General features: G+C 71.1%; 20 protein-coding genes. 13 read left to right on the top strand and 7 right to left on the bottom strand.

Going from position 1 to position 16,968, the window contains the following annotated elements; all coding sequences use genetic code 11:
- Positions 1 to 73 precede the first annotated feature (73 nt).
- From ACH4VX_RS28550 to ACH4VX_RS28575, 6 genes are all read right to left on the bottom strand, one after another.
- Positions 74 to 2,155, bottom strand: coding sequence for a pectinesterase family protein (locus ACH4VX_RS28550; RefSeq protein ID WP_398371303.1), 2,082 nt, complete (start codon positions 2,153 to 2,155; stop codon positions 74 to 76).
- A 139-nt stretch (positions 2,156 to 2,294) separates the two neighbouring features.
- Positions 2,295 to 3,716 (bottom strand): sensor histidine kinase, encoded by a 1,422-nt coding sequence (locus ACH4VX_RS28555; protein WP_398371305.1) that lies wholly within the window; start codon positions 3,714 to 3,716, stop codon positions 2,295 to 2,297.
- Positions 3,713 to 4,441: a response regulator transcription factor gene (locus tag ACH4VX_RS28560; RefSeq protein WP_398371306.1), complete on the bottom strand. Its 729-nt coding sequence runs from the start codon at positions 4,439 to 4,441 to the stop codon at positions 3,713 to 3,715. The genes ACH4VX_RS28555 and ACH4VX_RS28560 overlap by 4 nt, the downstream gene beginning before the upstream one ends.
- Positions 4,442 to 4,510: 69 nt before the next feature.
- On the bottom strand, positions 4,511 to 5,539 hold the full coding sequence (locus tag ACH4VX_RS28565; RefSeq protein WP_398371308.1) for a S1C family serine protease: 1,029 nt from the start codon (positions 5,537 to 5,539) through the stop codon (positions 4,511 to 4,513).
- A gap of 124 nt (positions 5,540 to 5,663) precedes the next feature.
- On the bottom strand, positions 5,664 to 6,686 hold the full coding sequence (locus ACH4VX_RS28570; RefSeq protein ID WP_398371310.1) for a LacI family DNA-binding transcriptional regulator: 1,023 nt from the start codon (positions 6,684 to 6,686) through the stop codon (positions 5,664 to 5,666).
- A gap of 42 nt (positions 6,687 to 6,728) precedes the next feature.
- A complete protein-coding gene (locus ACH4VX_RS28575) occupies positions 6,729 to 7,493 on the bottom strand; it encodes a response regulator transcription factor (protein ID WP_398371312.1) in 765 nt (254 codons plus the stop codon).
- Between the two features lie 222 nt (positions 7,494 to 7,715).
- On the opposite strand from ACH4VX_RS28575, the gene ACH4VX_RS28580 reads away from it, so the two are divergent.
- The 8 genes from ACH4VX_RS28580 (at position 7,716) to ACH4VX_RS28615 (ending at position 12,693) form a co-directional block, all read left to right on the top strand.
- Positions 7,716 to 8,561, top strand: coding sequence for an alpha/beta hydrolase (locus tag ACH4VX_RS28580; protein ID WP_398371313.1), 846 nt, complete (start codon positions 7,716 to 7,718; stop codon positions 8,559 to 8,561).
- Between the two features lie 39 nt (positions 8,562 to 8,600).
- Complete coding sequence (locus ACH4VX_RS28585; RefSeq protein ID WP_398371315.1) at positions 8,601 to 8,855, top strand: MoaD/ThiS family protein; 255 nt, start codon at positions 8,601 to 8,603, stop codon at positions 8,853 to 8,855.
- A gap of 3 nt (positions 8,856 to 8,858) precedes the next feature.
- Entirely contained in the window at positions 8,859 to 9,863 is a 1,005-nt protein-coding gene (locus ACH4VX_RS28590) for a hypothetical protein (protein WP_398371317.1), read from the top strand.
- 142 nt (positions 9,864 to 10,005) lie between these two features.
- A complete protein-coding gene (locus ACH4VX_RS28595; RefSeq protein WP_398371318.1) occupies positions 10,006 to 10,746 on the top strand; it encodes a DUF2993 domain-containing protein in 741 nt (246 codons plus the stop codon).
- Positions 10,747 to 10,942: 196 nt separating this feature from the next.
- Positions 10,943 to 11,050, top strand: coding sequence for a putative leader peptide (locus ACH4VX_RS28600; RefSeq protein ID WP_351998383.1), 108 nt, complete (start codon positions 10,943 to 10,945; stop codon positions 11,048 to 11,050).
- A gap of 120 nt (positions 11,051 to 11,170) precedes the next feature.
- Positions 11,171 to 12,016 (top strand): sulfurtransferase, encoded by an 846-nt coding sequence (locus ACH4VX_RS28605; protein WP_398371320.1) that lies wholly within the window; start codon positions 11,171 to 11,173, stop codon positions 12,014 to 12,016.
- Positions 12,017 to 12,056: 40 nt separating this feature from the next.
- Entirely contained in the window at positions 12,057 to 12,344 is a 288-nt protein-coding gene (locus tag ACH4VX_RS28610; RefSeq protein ID WP_040908647.1) for a DUF1416 domain-containing protein, read from the top strand.
- An 88-nt stretch (positions 12,345 to 12,432) separates the two neighbouring features.
- Positions 12,433 to 12,693 (top strand): DUF3099 domain-containing protein, encoded by a 261-nt coding sequence (locus ACH4VX_RS28615; protein WP_398371322.1) that lies wholly within the window; start codon positions 12,433 to 12,435, stop codon positions 12,691 to 12,693.
- Positions 12,694 to 12,703: 10 nt separating this feature from the next.
- Here the strand turns inward: ACH4VX_RS28615 and ACH4VX_RS28620 are convergent, their stop codons facing one another.
- Entirely contained in the window at positions 12,704 to 13,066 is a 363-nt protein-coding gene (locus ACH4VX_RS28620; RefSeq protein WP_398371324.1) for a DsrE family protein, read from the bottom strand.
- Between the two features lie 173 nt (positions 13,067 to 13,239).
- On the opposite strand from ACH4VX_RS28620, the gene ACH4VX_RS28625 reads away from it, so the two are divergent.
- The 5 genes from ACH4VX_RS28625 (at position 13,240) to ACH4VX_RS28645 (ending at position 16,964) form a co-directional block, all read left to right on the top strand.
- Entirely contained in the window at positions 13,240 to 14,007 is a 768-nt protein-coding gene (locus ACH4VX_RS28625; protein WP_398371325.1) for a hypothetical protein, read from the top strand.
- Positions 14,004 to 14,822, top strand: a complete 819-nt coding sequence (locus ACH4VX_RS28630) for a hypothetical protein (RefSeq protein WP_398371327.1) — start codon at positions 14,004 to 14,006, stop codon at positions 14,820 to 14,822. The genes ACH4VX_RS28625 and ACH4VX_RS28630 overlap by 4 nt, the downstream gene beginning before the upstream one ends.
- The gene (locus ACH4VX_RS28635; protein ID WP_398371329.1) at positions 14,819 to 15,673 is read left to right on the top strand and encodes a hypothetical protein; all 855 of its coding nucleotides are present in this window, start codon (positions 14,819 to 14,821) and stop codon (positions 15,671 to 15,673) included. The genes ACH4VX_RS28630 and ACH4VX_RS28635 overlap by 4 nt, the downstream gene beginning before the upstream one ends.
- Positions 15,674 to 15,898: 225 nt before the next feature.
- Positions 15,899 to 16,474 (top strand): FABP family protein, encoded by a 576-nt coding sequence (locus tag ACH4VX_RS28640; RefSeq protein ID WP_398371331.1) that lies wholly within the window; start codon positions 15,899 to 15,901, stop codon positions 16,472 to 16,474.
- Positions 16,475 to 16,529: 55 nt separating this feature from the next.
- A complete protein-coding gene (locus tag ACH4VX_RS28645; protein WP_398371333.1) occupies positions 16,530 to 16,964 on the top strand; it encodes a Fur family transcriptional regulator in 435 nt (144 codons plus the stop codon).
- Positions 16,965 to 16,968: the final 4 nt, after the last annotated feature.

A 16,968-nucleotide genomic window follows, 5' to 3' on the forward strand; every position in this document is an offset into this window, starting at 1 on the left:
TGATCCTGCCGGCGGTGGTAAGGGTGGGCGGCCCCACACCAAGGACGGCGTGGGGCCCGTGGCGAGGGGTGGGTCAGGACGCCGTGGGGGTCCAGCCGGCCAGCCAGTCGCCGACCTCCTGGTCGGCTGCCTGGGCGTCCGTCAGGTGGGGGCGGTTGCCGCTCGCCGAGCCCGAACCGGAGCCCGTGTTCCTGTACTCGGCGAAGCGGTCGTCCTTCCAGGAGAAGCCGCTCATGTCGGTCCAGGGCGTGGTGCGGACCGCGGCGCTGAGGCTGGTGTTGCGGACCGTGGTCTGCGGGTCCAGGGAGGCGTCGCCACCGGCGTGCCAGGGGCGGCCGAGGTAGAAGGTGCGGTCGGAGACGCTGCCGCCCACCGTCGAGTTGGCGATGAGGATGCCCTTGCGGTTCGCGGCCGTGCTCGGGGCCGTGACGTAGCCGGCGGAGGAGCCGTCCCAGCGCTTCTTCAGCGTGATGACGGAGCGGTCGATCACCGCGGTGGCCCGGCCGAAGATGAAGTCGACGTTCCCGACGACGTAGGAGTTGGTGACGTAGACCCGGCCCAGCCTGTCCTTCGCGGCCGTGTCCAGCAGGAGCGTGTCCTGGTCGCCCTCGACGATGACGCCGTCCAGGAAGACCTTGTCGGCCGCCGTGCGCAGGGCGACCGCCTGGTGGCCGGAGAGGGACTGGTTGGCGCCCTCGTCGAAGTCGTTGGAGATCGTCAGGTTGCGGGCCTGGAAGTCGTCGGCCTCGACGGCGACCGTGGCGCTGCCGGAGGTGCCGTACGTGCCCGAGCCGTCCGGCTTCTGCGTGCCCGCCGCGTTGTTGAAGACGATCACCGTGTCCTTGCGGCTGCCGCCGGTGCCCTGGAAGGTGACGTGCGGCTTGTTGGACGGGACCTTGACCGTCTCGCGGTACGTGCCCGGTTTGATGGAGATCACCACGCGGGAGGCGTTGTTCGCGGGGACGGCGTTCACCGCCGCCTGGACCGTCCTGTACTGGCCGGTGCCGTCCTTGGCGACGGTGAGCGTCGTGGCCGCCGCGGCCTTCGTCGAGACCTCCGCCGACGCCGTCGTGCCGATGGAACTCCGAGGGCCCGTACCCGACTTGAGAAGGGCCGGCACGTCGGCCGCCTTGTCGAGCGTGTAGGAGTAGTACGCCTTCGGGTCGAACGCCGTGCCGCCGCTCTCGTTGCGGCCCGACGTGCCCGAGAAGACGTTGCCGCGCTGGACGATCGTCGCCGTCGAGTCCTTGATGACCGGGTTCTTCATGCCCTGGAAGTAACTGTTCTCCAGGACCATCCTCGTGCCGCCGCGCGAGTAGTTGCCGTACGAGGAGCCGATGTCCGTACCGGACACGTCCTCCAGGAAGTTGTTGTACAGGTGCGCGTGCGCGCAGTTGTCGGTGGAAGGGTTGCGCTGTTCCGTCTCGCGGATCCAGTTGTGGTGGATCGTGATGTCGGTGAGCACGTTCTCGGTCCAGCCGATGCCGAACGTCTTGTTGTTGTGGCTGAGTCTGTTCCAGGAGACGGTCACGTACGTGCTGTCCTTGCGGACGTCGATCAGCCCGTCCGCCATGTTCCGCAGGTCGTTGTGGTCGATCCAGACGTGGTGCGCGCCGTCCATCTGGATCGCGTCGAAGTCGTGCTCCTTGTCGTTCCAGACGCCCTGGTAGGCGTCCCGGACCGTCAGGTTGCGGATGATCACGTTGTGCACGCCCTGGCCGAGGAAGAAGCCGCCGCCGACGATGTGCCCGGACGTGCCGGAGCCCACGATCGTCTTGTCGGAGGCGACCCTGATCTCCTTGCCGACCGGGTTCATGGTGATCGTCCCGGCGACGACGATGACGTACGGCTCGGCGGCCGTGGCGTACTTCTCCAGGTCCGCCTGCGTGCGCACGGTGACGGTCCGGCCGTCCCGGCCGCCGTACGTGCCGTTCTGGCCGAGCGCGTCGACGGAGGCGAAGCCGTCGGCGGTGGCGGTGGCCCAGGCGGGGACCGCGGCGGTGGCGGCGGCCGCTGTCGCGGCGGACGCCTCCTGCTGGGGGACGAGGTCGGTGCCGTAGGCCAGGAGTCCGGCGGTGGTCAGGGCCACCGGGAGGCCGATGGCCAGGAGCTTCCCGGGCCTGCGGTGCCGGGCCCTGCTGCGGTGCTCGCTCATGCGGCGATCCGTTCCGTGCGGGGGAGGGGACGCCGTTCGGTCGCCGCCCGGCACGGAAAGGTTGCCGCCGCCTCCGCCAAGCCCTGTCGTCGAATTCCCGCCCGCCCTCCGGGCGGACGGCGGGAATTCGACGACAGGACTAGGGCACCTCGGGCGGTGGGGTCGGTGCGCCCGGCAGCCGGATCGTGGCCGTCGTGCCGCCGCCGTCCGCCCGGGTCAGGGACACCTCGCCGCCCGCCTGCTGCACCGTACGGGCCACGATGGACAGGCCGAGGCCGGAGCCCGGGAGGGCGCGGGCGCTCGGGGAGCGCCAGAACCGGTCGAATACGTGCGGGAGTTCGTCGACGGGGATGCCGGGACCGTGGTCGCGGACGGTGAGGACGCCGTCGACCAGGCGTACGTCGACCGTGCCGCTCGCCGGGCTGAACTTCACCGCGTTGTCCAGGACGTTGACCATCGCCCGCTCCAGGGCGGACGGCTCCGCCCGTACGTACCAGGGGTGGACGTCCGCCGTGATCGTCAGCTCCGGGCCGCGCAGCCGGGCGCGGCGCAGGGCCGACTCGACGACGTCCTGCCAGGCGACGATCTGCGCACGGCCCGCGTGCTGGCCGGTGTCCGGGCGGGACAGCTCCTGCAGGTCGCCGATGAGCGCGGCCAGCTCCGTCATCTGCGCCTTCACGGAGGCGAGCAGGGCCCTGCGGTCGTCCTCCGGGATCGGACGGCCCGTCTCCTCGCTGCGGGTGAGGAGTTCGATGTTGGTGCGCAGGGAGGTGAGCGGGGTGCGCAGCTCGTGGCCGGCGTCCGCGATCAGCTGCTGCTGCAGGTCGCGGGAGCTGGCGAGCGCGGACGTCATGGAGTTGAAGGAGCGGGAGAGACGGGCGATCTCGTCCTCGCTGTCGTCGCCGACGGGGATGCGGACGGTGAGGTCCTCGGTCCGGGCCACGTGCTCCACGGCCCGGGTCAGTTCGTCCACGGGGCGCAGGGCGGTCCGGGCCACCCAGAGGCCGGCGGCGGCGGCGCCCACGACCCCCGCGCCGGCGACGAAGACCAGCACCAGCGCGAGGTTGCTGAGGGAGCTGTTCACCTCGCTCAGCGGCCGGGCGGCGGAGACGGCGACGTCCCGCAGGCCGGGCACGGTGTAGGTGAAGACCCGGTACTGCCCGCCGTCGGACCCCGTCGCCTCGTGCAGCGCGTCGGTGGACGTGCCCTCGGCCACGGCGCGGTCGGCGTCGGTGAGCGGGACCTCCTCGGTGCCGATGATGAGGCAGCTGCCGCCCTTGCCGTCCACGAGCTGTACGGACGAGCCGAAGGGGTTCTCCTCGTGGGTGACGGGGTCGTGGGCGCACAGACCGGTGCGCAGGTCGAGGTACTTGCTCACCTGCTGCCCGTCCATGCGGTTCGCCTTCAGGGCCTCGTCCAGCGAGCTCACCAGCACGCTCTTCACCACGAACCAGCAGGCCACCGCCACCGCCGCCACCGCGAACGCCACCGCCGCCGCCACCAGCAGCGACAGCCGGGCCCGGATGGGCAGGGCGCGGACGCGGCGGACCAGCCCGCTCACTCCGCGCCGCCCTGCCGCAGTACGTACCCCACCCCCCGCACCGTGTGCACCAGGCGCGGCTCGCCGCCCGCCTCGGTCTTGCGGCGCAGGTACATGACGTACACGTCGAGCGAGTTGGACGAGGGCTCGAAGTCGAAGCCCCAGACCGCCTTCAGGATCTGCTCACGCGTGAGCACCTGGCGCGGGTGTGCCATGAACATCTCAAGCAGCGTGAACTCCGTGCGGGTCAGCTCCACCCGCCGGGTGCCACGCGTGACCTCGCGGGTCGCCAGGTCCATGCGCAGGTCGGCGAAGGAGAGGACGTCGTCCGACTCGGCGGAGGCGGCCAGCGCCGCCGCGTACGAGCTGCGGCGCAGCAGGGCGCGGATACGGGCGAACAGCTCGTCCAGTTCGAACGGCTTGACCAGGTAGTCGTCCGCGCCCGCGTCAAGCCCGGTCACCCGGTCGCCGACCGTGTCGCGGGCGGTCAGCATCAGGATGGGCGTGGTGTCGCCGGTGGCGCGGATGCGGCGGGCGGCGGTCAGGCCGTCCATGCGGGGCATCTGGATGTCCAGGACGAGGAGGTCGGGCCGGTAGGCCGCCGCCTTCTCCAGGGCGTCCGCGCCGTCGACGGCGACCTCGGTGCCGTACCCCTCGAAGGCCAGGCTGCGCCGGAGCGCTTCGCGCACCGCCGGCTCGTCGTCGACGATCAGGATGCGCTGGGGGTCACCTTCTGCGGGGCTCATGGACTCGGGGTTCCTCACGGCTCTCTACGGTTTCCGGCCTTCAGCCTCGCACGTCGAGCGGGCGGCCGGTCAGGTCGTCGAGCCGGAGCGCAGCGCCGACAGGTCCGACTTGACCGTGTTGACCGGGATGGCGAAGCCCAGGCCCACGCTGCCCGCGTCGGACGAGGACGAGCCGCTCGCCGACGAGTACATGGCGGAGTTGATGCCGACGATGTTGCCGTTCATGTCGATCAGCGCGCCGCCGGAGTTGCCCGGGTTCAGGGACGCGTCGGTCTGGAGCGCCTTGTACGTGGTCGTGGAGCCGCCGGTGTCGCCGTTGAACTCCTGGCCGCCGTACTCGAACGGCCAGCCGCCGCCCTGCTGCCGCTGCTGCTGCTGGCTCTCGCTCTCGTCCGTCGAGACCGTCACGTCCCGGTCGAGGGCCGAGACGATGCCGCTGGTCACCGTACCGGTCAGGCCCTCGGGGGAGCCGATCGCCACGACCTGGTCACCGACCTGCACGCCGTCGGAGTCGCCGAGGGTGGCCGTCTGCAGGCCGGAGGCGTCCCGCAGCTTGATCAGGGCGAGGTCCTTGCTGCTGTCGGTGCCGACGATCTCCGCCGTGTACGTCTTGCCGTCGCTGGTGCGCACCTTGATGGACGAGGCGCCGGACACGACGTGGTTGTTGGTGATGATCTCGCCGTCGGACGTGATGATCACACCGGAGCCGGTGGAGGAGCCCGCGTTCGAGGTCGCGTTGATCTCGACGATGCTGGGGGTGACCGCCTTCGCCACGCCGGACACGGTGCCCTTCTGACCGGCCGGTACGACGTTGGTGCTGGTCGAGCCGGCGGCCACGGTGTCGTTGCCGGTCAGCTCCTGCACGCCGTAGGCGGTGCCGCCGCCCACCGCCGCCGCGACGATCGCCACGGCGGCGAGCAGGGCCGCCGGGCCGCGGGCGCGCTTCTTCTTCGCGGGCTGCGGCGTGGGCTCCTGCACGGGCTGCGGCGAGGGCAGCGGGTACGCCGGCGGTGCGTACGCCGGCGGGGGCGGCCACTCGGGGTTCACCTGGTGGGGGCTGCTCTCGTACTCGCCGCTGGGGCGGGGGCTCTCGGTCATGGCTCCGAGCCTCGCGCCCGACGATGAGAGCGAGCTGAGTGTGTGCTGAGAAGCCCGGCAGAACCTCGTATGCCCGATATAAAGGCCGTCGGGTCCGGTCGCCGTGCCCGGCCGCGGGGCCCGGTTACCTGCAGCCGCAGGAGTGGCGTACCACCAGGCGGGACGGGTACACCTTCAGCCGTTCGCGGCGGGAACCCGCCACCCGTACGCCGTCGTCCAGGACGAGGTCGACCGCCGCGCGGGCCATCGCCGAACGGTCGGAGGCGACCGTGGTCAGCGGCGGGTCCGCGAGTGCCGCCTCCTTGATGTCGTCGAACCCGGCGACCGCCAGCTCACCGGGGACGTCGAGGCGCAGCTCACGCGCGGCGCGCAGGATGCCGATCGCCTGGTCGTCGGTGGAGCAGAAGATCGCGGGCGGGCGGTTCGGGCCGGACAGGAGGTCCAGGCCGACACGGTAGGCGTCGTAGCGGTTGTACGGGGCTTCGAAGAGGCGGCCCTCGGTCGGTATGCCGGCCTCCTCCATCGCGCGCCGCCAGCCCTCGACGTGGTCGGAGACCGGGTCGCCGACGGCGGGGGTCTGCGCGGTGCCGCCGACGCAGGCCACGTACTCGTTGCCGTGTTCCAGCAGGTGGCGTACGGCGAGCTGGGCGCCGCCGAGGTCGTCGGTGACGACGGCGACGTCGTCGATCGCCTCCGGGCGCTCGTGCAGCAGGACCACCCGGGCGTCCCACGCCTCGATCTCCGCGGCGGCCTGGTCGTTGAGCGCGTGGCTGACCAGGATCAGGCCGGAGACCCGCATCCCGAGGAAGGCCCGCAGATAGTGGACCTCGCGCTCGGCGATGTAGTCGGTGTTGCCGACGAGCACCATCTTTCCGCGCTCGGAGGCGGCCTGCTCGACCGCGTGCGCCATCTCGCCGAAGAACGGCTGGCGGGCGTCCGGGATGATCAGGCCTATGAGGTCCGTGCGCCGCGAGGCCATCGCCTGGGCGACCCGGTCCGGCCGGTAGCCCAGCTCCTTGATCGCGGCGAGGACGCGCTCGCGCGTGGCCGGGGCGACCGGCCGGGGTCCGTTGTTGATGACATAGCTGACGACGGCGGTGGACGTCCCTGCCAGCCGCGCCACATCATCCCTGGTTACCTTGGCCACGCGCGGAGTCTACGCGGATATACCCGGGGCGGGCAGGGCGCATCACAGCCTGGATGAGGCCGCTTCCGCGGTGTCCGTCTTCTCCTTGGTCCTGCCGTCCTCCGCGGCGCGCGCCGGTTTCTCGGATTTCTCGGGCTTCTCGGGAGTGACGAACCGGTAGCCGACGTTGCGGACGGTGCCGATCAGGGACTCGTGCTCGGGGCCGAGTTTGGCGCGCAGGCGTCGTACGTGGACGTCGACCGTGCGGGTGCCGCCGAAGTAGTCGTAACCCCAGACCTCCTGGAGCAGCTGGGCGCGGGTGAAGACCCGGCCGGGGTGCTGCGCGAGGTATTTGAGCAGTTCGAATTCCTTGAAGGTCAGGTCGAGGACCCGGCCCTTGAGCTTCGCGGAGTAGGTCGCCTCGTCGACCGACAGGTCGCCGTTGCGGATCTCCATCGGGGAGTCGTCGTTGACGATCTGCTGGCGGCCCATGGCGAGGCGCAGGCGTGCCTCGACCTCGGCCGGGCCCGCGGTGTCCAGGAGGACGTCGTCGATGCCCCAGTCCGCGGTGACGGCGGCCAGGCCGCCCTCGGTCACGACCAGGACGAGGGGGCAGCCGGGACCGGTGGAGCGCAGCAGCTGGCACAGGCTGCGGACCTGCGGGAGGTCGCGCCGGCCGTCGACCAGGATCACGTCGGCGCCGGGGGTGTCGACGAGGGCGGGGCCCTCCGCGGGGGCCACGCGCACGTTGTGCAGCAGCAGGCCGAGGGCGGGAAGCACCTCCGTCGACGGCTGGAGCGCGTTGGTCAGGAGCAGCAGAGAGCTCATCGCACCCCATCGGTTCGGGTCGTCGTCGTTCGCTCGTGCACGGTTCGCTTGCCCATAACGTCTGATTCCTCCTCGGTCCCTGCGAGGACGTCTGTGGCATTGCTGCGTGCGTTCGACGGCCCGTACACCGGCGGTTTCCCGCGTCGTATACAACGCTTCCGAAAGCACAAAAGGACCCGGGGGCTTCACTGCCCGAGTCCTCTTCGCAGCAGAATAGCCGACATGAGCACCGGTCGGGCAGGTCATGTGGCGCGATCCACCGTTCCATCCGCCATTCGTCCATATCCCGAGACGGATGAGGTAACGCGGGACCGTGTGCCTTTGCGGACGTTCTTGCGCACTGCGGACGGGGTGGCGATCGATTCCGTATACGAACCGGGGAGTTCTCCTTCGTGCGATCTTGTTTTCGTGATCGCGCACGGGTTCACCGGGGATGCGGACCGGCCGCATGTGCGGCGGGTGGCGCGGGCCTTCGCGCGGTACGGCGGTGTCGTGACGTTCTCCTTCCGGGGGCACGGGGCGTCGGGCGGGCGGTCGACCGTGGGGGACCGGGAGGTGCTCGATCTCGCGGCGGTGGTGGGGCGGGCGCGTGAGCTGGGATACGCGCGGGTGGCCACCGTCGGCTTCTCCATGGGCGGCTCGGTGGTGCTGCGGCACGCCGCGGCCGGCCGGGACGCCGGGGTCGACGCCGTGGTCTCCGTGAGCGCGCCCGCGCGGTGGTTCTACCGGGGGACCGCCCCCATGCGGCGGCTGCACTGGCTGGTGACCCGGCCGTCCGGGCGGCTGGTGGGGCGGTACGGGCTGCGGACGCGGATCCACCACCGGCAGTGGGATCCGGTGCCGGTGTCGCCCGTCGAGGCGGTGCCCCGGATCGCGCCCACGCCGTTGCTGATCGTGCACGGGGACCAGGACGGGTACTTTCCGCTCGATCATCCGCGGATGCTGGCGGCTGCCGCCGGGGAGCACGGGGAGCTGTGGGTCGAGCCCGGCATGGGGCATGCGGAGAACGCGGCGCCGGAGGCGTTGCTGGGGCGGATCGGGGACTGGGTGGTGGGCCGGGCGGGCTAGCCTGACGGTGTTCACCGTCAACTTGATGAGGATCAGCAGATGGCAAAGGTCACGGTGCGGTACTGGGCCGCCGCCAAGGCCGCGGCCGGGGTGGCCGAGGAGGCGTACGAGGCGGCCACGCTCGCCGGAGCGCTCGACGCGGTGCGCGGGCGGCACCCCGGTGAACTCACGCGCGTGCTGCTGCGGTGCTCGTTCCTGGTCGACGGCGATCCCGTGGGCAAACGCACGCATGAGACGGTACGGCTGGCCGACGGCGGCACGGTCGAGGTGCTTCCGCCGTTCGCAGGAGGGTGAGCGATGACGAACCAGCCGTACGGGGCGTACGACCCGTACCAGGATCCGCAGCAGGCTCAGGGCGCCTGGCCGGGGCAGCAGCAGGCGTACGAGGATCCGTACGCGGACCAGCAGTACACGCAGCAGTGGCAGGGGCAGACGTGGGAGACGCAGATGCAGTCGCCGGTGGCGGCCGCGTACGCTCCGGTCCCTCCTGAGCCCGAGCCTGCTCCGGTTCCTCCGTCGGCTGCCGGGCCCGGGTACGGGCCGGCCACGCTGGGCGGGAACCCGCGTGTCACGGACGCGCAGCGGGCGCGGGCCGAGGGGCGCTCGCCGATCATCGAGCCCGGAATGCAGCCGGCGGTGCTCACCGCGCTGCTGGGGTTGTTGCTGGCCGGTGGGGCGGCGCTGGGAACGTACGCGCTGCTGGTGCCGTTGGTGGTGCTTCAGGGGCTCACGGCGGCGGGCTGGTTCCGGCTGAACGGGATGTGGCCGGCGCGGCAGGGGATCGCGCTGGGGTTCCTCGGCGCGCTGGCCGCGGATGCGGCGCTGCTGGTGTCCGACCGGTCGCCGGCGGCGATCCTGGGGACGCTGGGCGTGTGGGTGCTGCTGGCGCTGGTGCTGCAGCTGCGGTCGCACGCGGATCCCGACGAGCGGATGTACGGCCTGATGGCGACGGTCGTGGCGGCGGCGCTGGCGGTCATGGCGGGCGGGTATCTGGCGGCGGACGCGTCCGCGGTGACCGTGGGCGCGGTCGCCGTGGCGGCGGGGGTGGTGGCGCGGGCGCTGCCGCTGCCGACGCCGGTGTCCGTGGTGGTCGCGCTGCTGGCGGCGGCGGGGGCGGGATTCGCCGTCGACGGTTCGGCGGGTGTGCTGCTCGGGGCGGGCGCGGCGGCCTGCGCGCTGATCGGCCACAGGGCGGCCGGCTACGACTACCCGTCCCGCTTCGTCCACTTCACGGCGGGCGTCTCCCTCCCCCTGGCCGCGGCGGCCCCCGCGGTCCACACCCTGGCTCGCGTCCTCACCTGACGGCCGTGCCGTGGGGCGGGCCCCTTGTCACAAGCGATCTACAATTCCCCGCCCCCCGCCCTCCCCGGCATTACCCTCGCGCAGGGACGGCCGCCCGGTCGTCGACGACCGCCGTCGTCACAGCCAGGTGGGGGAAGACCGCATGCGCGCACTGCGAATACTGCTGATCGTCATGGTGATACTCGGCGGCATCTTCGTGATCGTCGACCGCGTGGCCGTCAGCTTCGCCGAGGGCGAGGCGGCCGACCGGCTGAAGGCGACCGAGAACCTGGCGGACACCCCCGACGTGTCGATCAACGGCTTCCCGTTCCTCACCCAGCTCGCCGGCGGCACCCTCGACGAGGTGCGGGTGGGCATCCAGGACTACGAGGCCGGCACCGGCGACGGCACCCGGACGATCCGCATCGCCGACCTCCGCGCGGACATGAACGGCGTCGACTTCTCCGGTGACTTCAGCTCCGCCGTCGCCGACAGCGCCACCGGCACGGCCACCGTCGCCTACGACGAGCTGCTCAAGAACGCCACGTCCGAGCCCGGCCGGGTGGCCCCCGGAGTCACCGCCCGGGTCGTCGGCCTGTCCGACGGCGGCAACGGGAAGATCAAGGTCGCGGTGGAAGCCACCGTGCTGGGTGCCGAGCTGCCCGAGCCGGTCTCCGTACTCAGCTCCGTGACGGTCGTGGACGGCGACACCGTGCGCGTGAAGGCCGACGCGGTACCGGAGTTCGGCGGGGTCGAGATCGTCGAGTCCAGCGTGCGGCGGATCACCGACTTCGAGCAGAAGATCGACGGACTGCCCGGCGGCATCCGGCTGGACAAGGTCGAGGCCGCGGAGGACGGGGTGGAGATCACGGTGAAGGGTTCCGACGTCCGTCTCGTCGGATAAGGAGGGGTTCGGCGGGGGCGCTGTCCGAGAAGTGAGACGGACGTGTCCGTAGGGCAGGTGTGACTGCGGTCGCCCGAGCGGGCGGGGTGGGGGAATGGCGGCCTCCAGGGGCGTGCATCCCATATCGCGGACGATCGTGTCTCAACATGCGACACGCCGGTGACACGCGTACCCGTCCGTCCTTACGATCGGACCCATGCAGTGTCAGACGAGCGTCCTCCGGTCGAGGGGACAGGCGGATCTCACGAAGCGGCGGGCAGTGGACCTGTGCCGCGTCGCCGCCATGCTCTGTCGCACTTTCTGAGCGGACGCCGCACCGTCCGCATCCCCGCCCCGCTGAGGGCATCCGTGCGCCGACCCCGTCAGGCCGCGCGCACCCTCTCACCCGCACGCCCCGCCGCAACTGCCCCGGAGGAGAAGAAGCATGAGCCGCAGCGACGTCCTGGTAGACGCCGATTGGGTCCAGGAGCACCTGGACGACCCGACCATCGCCATCGTCGAGGTGGACGAGGACACGTCCGCCTACGAGAAGAACCACATCAAGAACGCCATCCGGATCGACTGGACCAAGGACCTGCAGGACCCGGTCCGCCGTGACTTCGTCGACCAGGCGGGCTTCGAGAAGCTCCTGTCGGACAAGGGCATCGGCAACGACCACACGGTCGTCCTCTACGGCGGCAACAACAACTGGTTCGCCTCGTACGCCTACTGGTACTTCAAGCTGTACGGCCACGAGAGCGTCAAGCTCCTCGACGGCGGCCGCAAGAAGTGGGAGCTCGACGCCCGCGAGCTGGTCCCCGGTGACGAGGTGCCGGAGCGCCCGAAGACCGACTACCGGGCCAAGCCGCAGGACGCGTCCATCCGCGCCTTCCGCGACGACGTCGTGGCCGCGATCGGTGCGCAGAACATCGTCGACGTGCGCTCGCCCGACGAGTTCTCCGGCAAGCTGCTCGCCCCCGCGCACCTGCCGCAGGAGCAGTCGCAGCGCCCCGGCCACGTGCCGACCTCCCGCAACATCCCGTGGTCCAAGAACGCCAACGACGACGGCACCTTCAAGTCCGACGACGAGCTCAAGGCGCTCTACGAGGACGAGCAGGTCGACCTGTCGAAGGACACCATCGCGCTGTGCCGCATCGGTGAGCGTTCCGCGCTGACCTGGTTCGTGCTGCACGAGCTGCTCGGCGTGGAGAACGTCAAGAACTACGACGGCTCCTGGACCGAGTACGGCTCCCTCGTCGGCGTGCCGATCGAGCTCGGCCCGGCCAAGTAATCCCTCACCACCGACCTTTCCAGACCCCCAGGAGTACGACATGTGCGGTGCGAAGGCCGGCGGCCCGGACGCCTCGACGATCAAGCCCGGTGAGACCACCATCCAGGGTTCGGTGACACGTGACGGCGAGCCGGTGACGGGCTACGTCCGTCTGCTGGACTCGACCGGCGAGTTCACCGCGGAGGTCCCGACCTCCGCCACCGGACAGTTCCGCTTCTACGCGGCGGAGGGCACCTGGACCGTCCGCGCCCTGGTGCCCGGCGGCACCGCCGACCGCACGGTCGTCGCCCAGCAGGGCGGTCTGGCCGAGGTCGCGATCGCGGTCTGAGGACACGGGAACGGCTGAAAGGGCCGCACCCCACGGGCCGGACGCCCGGGGTGCGGCCCTTCGGCGTGCCCGGACCTACGCTGGACGTATGTACGCGCGCAGGCGGCACGCCTACTTCGCTCTGATGGGCACCTGCATCGGGCTGTTCGTCCTGGCCTGGGGCGTGGTGCGGCTGTGGTCGGTGCCGGCGGCCGTGGGCATGTGCCTGGTGGCCATGGTCATCCCGCCGGTCGCCGCGATGGTCGCCAACCGGCGGGGGCCGGAGGACCGCTGGTGGGACGATCCGTCCGGCGATCCCAAGTCCGACGAGTGGTGGGACGAGCTGGACGGCAAGAGGCGGCCCCGGTAGGGCGGGCCGCTCAGTAGACGAGCGCCTGCGTCCCGTCCGCCATCGCCTCCTGCACGAAGACCTGCGCGCCGGCGATGCGTACGCCCTCGATGACGTCCTTCTCGGTGATGTCGCGGCGGGCCGCGCACTGGGTGCACAGGGTGATCCGGCCGGTGGCCAGGACCGAGTCCAGCAGGTCGGGCAGCGGGGCGGCGTGCGGCAGCTCGAACTCGGCCGCACGGCCCGGCAGGGCGAACCACGCGGACTCGCCGGTGAGCCACAGGGAGACCTCGACACCGCTGGCCGCCGCCACCGCCGCCACCGTGAACGCCTGCGAGCAGCGCTCGGGTGCGTCGGTTCCCGCCGTCACTTTGATCACAAGCTTCTTCGCCATGACCGAATCGTAATCATGATCGCTACAACTTCGGTCGCAGCCTGTGGGTCTCCTGTGCGCGCGTAGACGGAATACGCGCTTCACCTTCTGTGGGGGACGCCTTGGAACAGCCCGAAGAAGCAGCCGACGCCCCGGATGCGCCGGGACCGGCGGATGCGCCGAGACCGGCGGATGTGCCGGAGGCCGGCCCGGACCCGGAATCTCCGGAGGTTCCGGCCCCGGACGCGTCCCGGAAACGCCGGCGGGGGCGGACGGCTGCGCTGATCGCCGCCGCGGCCGTGCTCGGCGTGGTCGCCGGCACCTGCACCGGATACCTCGTACAGGCCGACCGCGAGCCCACCAGGCTGCCGCCGCTGTCGCAGCCGGTGCTCGCACAGTCGAAGGGCGAGGCGCCCGAGCCGTTGTCGGCCGACCGGGACCGCCGCGTGAAGACCGACGGCGACCTGCGCGAGCTGCTGCTGAAGAAGCCGCGCGGCACGCAGGAGCCCGACTGGCCGATGGGCGAGGACGGCTGGATGGACCTCGCCGAGTACGCCGGTTACTACGAGGAGTCCGGCTCGATGTTCGGACAGATGGCCATGGACGGGTTCCGCAGGGCGGCCGTCGTCGGCTGGCTCGACGACGACGACTACAGCGTGGAGATCCGGCTGGTCCAGTTCCGCCAGGAGGAAGGGCTGGCGGCCGCCGGCAACGTCGAGAACAGCCAGTACTGGGCGGACGACGCGGAGGACACGGACAGCTGGGCCGTCCCCGGTACCCGGAAGGGCAGGGCGTACGTCCACAACGACCCCCACGCCGAACCCGGCTACGAGCCCCTGTACGCCGCGGAGGCGCATGCCTGGCGCGGCGACATCTCCATGGAGATCTGGGTGTACGGAAGCAAGCCCGTCTCCAAGAAAATGATCATGGACCTGGCCGAGCGGCAGATGGAGCGGCTGTGAACGAGACGCAGAGCCCGGCACCCCTGCCGCCCGTCCCCGACGGCGCCCCCGCCGCGACTCCCGTGAAGCGGCCCGTGCGGTGGGGCCGTGTCGCGTCCGTCGTCGGCTCCGTGCTGCTGGCCGGCGCCGTCGTCACGGGCGTCGGGTACACCGTGGTGACCGTGGACGGCGCCGACCGCGACGCCGCCGCACCCGAATGGAAGTTCCCCGAGGCGGCGGCCGCAGAGGACAAGGCGCCCAAGGCGCAGGGGCTGGCCGCGATGCTCGTGCCGTACGGGTACGACCACTGGTTCCCGGGGCCCGACTTCGGCGAGTTCGGCTCCGACGCGCAGCTCAGCGGCGCCCGGGCCACGGCGCTGCAGAAGGAGTCGCTGCGCGATCTGCCGCGCTCCCAGCGCAAGCGGCTGGAGAAGGAGATCGACAGCTGGCGCGTCGAGGGCATGGCGATGCGCAGCTACACCAGCGGATCGAACAGCGTCTACAACGAGGACGAGGTCCACACCGTGGGTATCGTGCTCGCCCGGATGGAGAACAAGGCGGCCGTGCGGGACTTCGCGCGGTTCCAGACCGAGTTCCTCGACGCCCTCGACATCTTCCGCAAGGGGCCGGAGATCAAGGGCCACAAGGACGCCCAGTGCTTCCTGCCGCCCGCGGACGCGGAGACCGACCTCGACATGATGCAGTGCTCCGCCCGTGTCGGGAACGTCCTGGTCACCCTCACCGCGGACGGCGCGAAGCCGCTGGACACCAGGAGTGTCGCCGCACTGTTCCGCGAGCAGCTCGACCGTATCGACGAACCGGGGAAGGCCGTATGACCGAGCAGCCGCAGACCCTCGTACCCGCCCCGCCCGCGGAGCCGCCGGCCGCACCGGACGTGGTGGCCGATCCCGGGCCGCCGGTGCGCAAGGACCGCCGGGTGCTGCGCGCCGCCCTGCGCTGGACCGCCGCCGTCGTGGTCTTCGCCGTGGCCGGCGCGGGCACGGCGTACGGGATCACCCGGATGGAACGGACGGACGTACCCGGCCTGGCGACCGCCTCCGACGGACGGTGGGACTACCCGGAGCTGACGAAGCCGCCGCTGCCCTCCGGCAGCCCCGGACCGCAGGCGGAGTCCAACCCGGCCGGCACCCACCACGCCGACCTGCGCGCCCTCCTGCTGCCCGCCCCCGAGGGCGCCGAGGAGAACAAGGCGCTGCGCGGCGAGGACGGCTGGCTGGCGACGGACGACTTCCTCGAGGAGTACGCGGAGGACGACGACCGGGACACCTTCCGGCAGGAGCTCGTCGACAACGGTCTGCGGCACATCGCGGCCCGCGGCTGGACGACCGAGGACGGCACCCGGACGAGGATCTACCTGTTGCGGTTCGACACGGCGGGTGTGGTGGAGGAGGGCTTCTTCATGCCCCACTTCTCGTTCGTCTCGGCCTATCCGGTGCGAGGTGCCGAGAGCGTCGACAACGACGAGTCGTTCCCGGTGAAGTCGGAGGTCGCGGGGGTCCAGCGCTCGGCCCAGAACGAGATCAGGCCCTACGGCGCCGAACACGACCGCCAGGCCTACCTCGCCGCCGGCGACGTCCTCGCCGTCGTGCTGCAGTCCCGGAAGGGGACCGCGCCCGCCGTGCCGTTCCGGCAGACGGTCGTGCTGCAGAGCCAGCTGCTGGGCTGAGGCCCGGCAGGGCGGACCTCGCACGACGGGGGCCGGCCCCGGCCGCGTAAGCTGGGGCCCGGCCCGTGCACACCACCGCACCCCCGCTCAAGGAGCACCCCGTGGAACTCTTCTTCGAAATCCTGTTGGTCCTGGTTGCCGTCGGCGTCCTCGCCTTCGCCGGGCTGACCGTGAAGAAGCTGTACCAGGGCCAGCGCTGATCACCGACGCCAGGAAGTTCCGCTCATGATCGAGATCCCGTCCGACCTGCACAAGGACCTCGTCCCACTCGCCTTCCTGCTCGGCAACTGGGCCGGCGCGGGCGTGCACGACTTCCCCGGCGCCGAGAAGTGCAACTTCGGCCAGGAGGTCACGTTCACCCACGACGGCCGGGACTTCCTGGAGTACGGCTCCCACACCTGGGTGCTGGACGGCGACGGCAACAAGGTCCGCCCGCTGGAGTCCGAGCACGGCTTCTGGCGGATCGACGCGAGCCGCAAGGTCGAGGTCACGATGACCCGCGACAACGGCGTCATCGAGATCTGGTACGGCGAGCTGGCCGACAGGAAGCCGCAGATCGACCTGGTCACGGACGCGGTGGCGCGCACCGCCGCCTCGGGGCCCTACAACGGCGGCAAGCGGCTGTACGGCTACGTCAAGAGCGACCTGATGTGGGTCGGCGAGAAGCAGACCCCCGAGGTCGAGCTGCGCCCCTACATGTCGGCGCACCTGAAGAAGGTCGTCACCCCGGAGGAGGTCGAGCGCTGGGCCAAGGCCCTGCCCGACGACATGCCGGACGACGGGATCGCCTTCTTCAAGTAGGCATTCTTCACGTGGGCCTCCCTCGACGGGGCACGGGTCGCTCTAGACTCGTGGTGTGGTGAGCACCGACTGGAAGAGCGACCTCAGGCAGCGCGGCTACCGGCTGACCCCGCAGCGGCAGCTGGTGCTCGAAGCCGTGGACACCCTGGAACACGCGACCCCCGACGACATCCTCGGCGAAGTGAGGAAGACGGCGTCGGGGGTCAACATCTCCACCGTGTACCGCACACTGGAGCTGCTGGAGGAGCTGGGCCTGGTCAGCCACGCCCACCTCGGGCACGGCGCGCCGACGTACCACCTCGCCGACCGGCACCATCACATCCACCTGGTCTGCCGGGACTGCACCAACGTGATCGAGGCCGACCTCTCGGTGGCCGCCGAGTTCACCGCCAAGCTGCGCGAGCAGTTCGGCTTCGACACCGACATGAAGCACTTCGCGATCTTCGGCCGGTGCGAGGACTGCCTGAAGGCCTCGACCACCGAGTCGTAGGCTT

Origin of the sequence: Streptomyces sp. NPDC020731, assembly GCF_044334705.1 — a bacterium.
Lineage (GTDB): Bacteria > Actinomycetota > Actinomycetes > Streptomycetales > Streptomycetaceae > Streptomyces.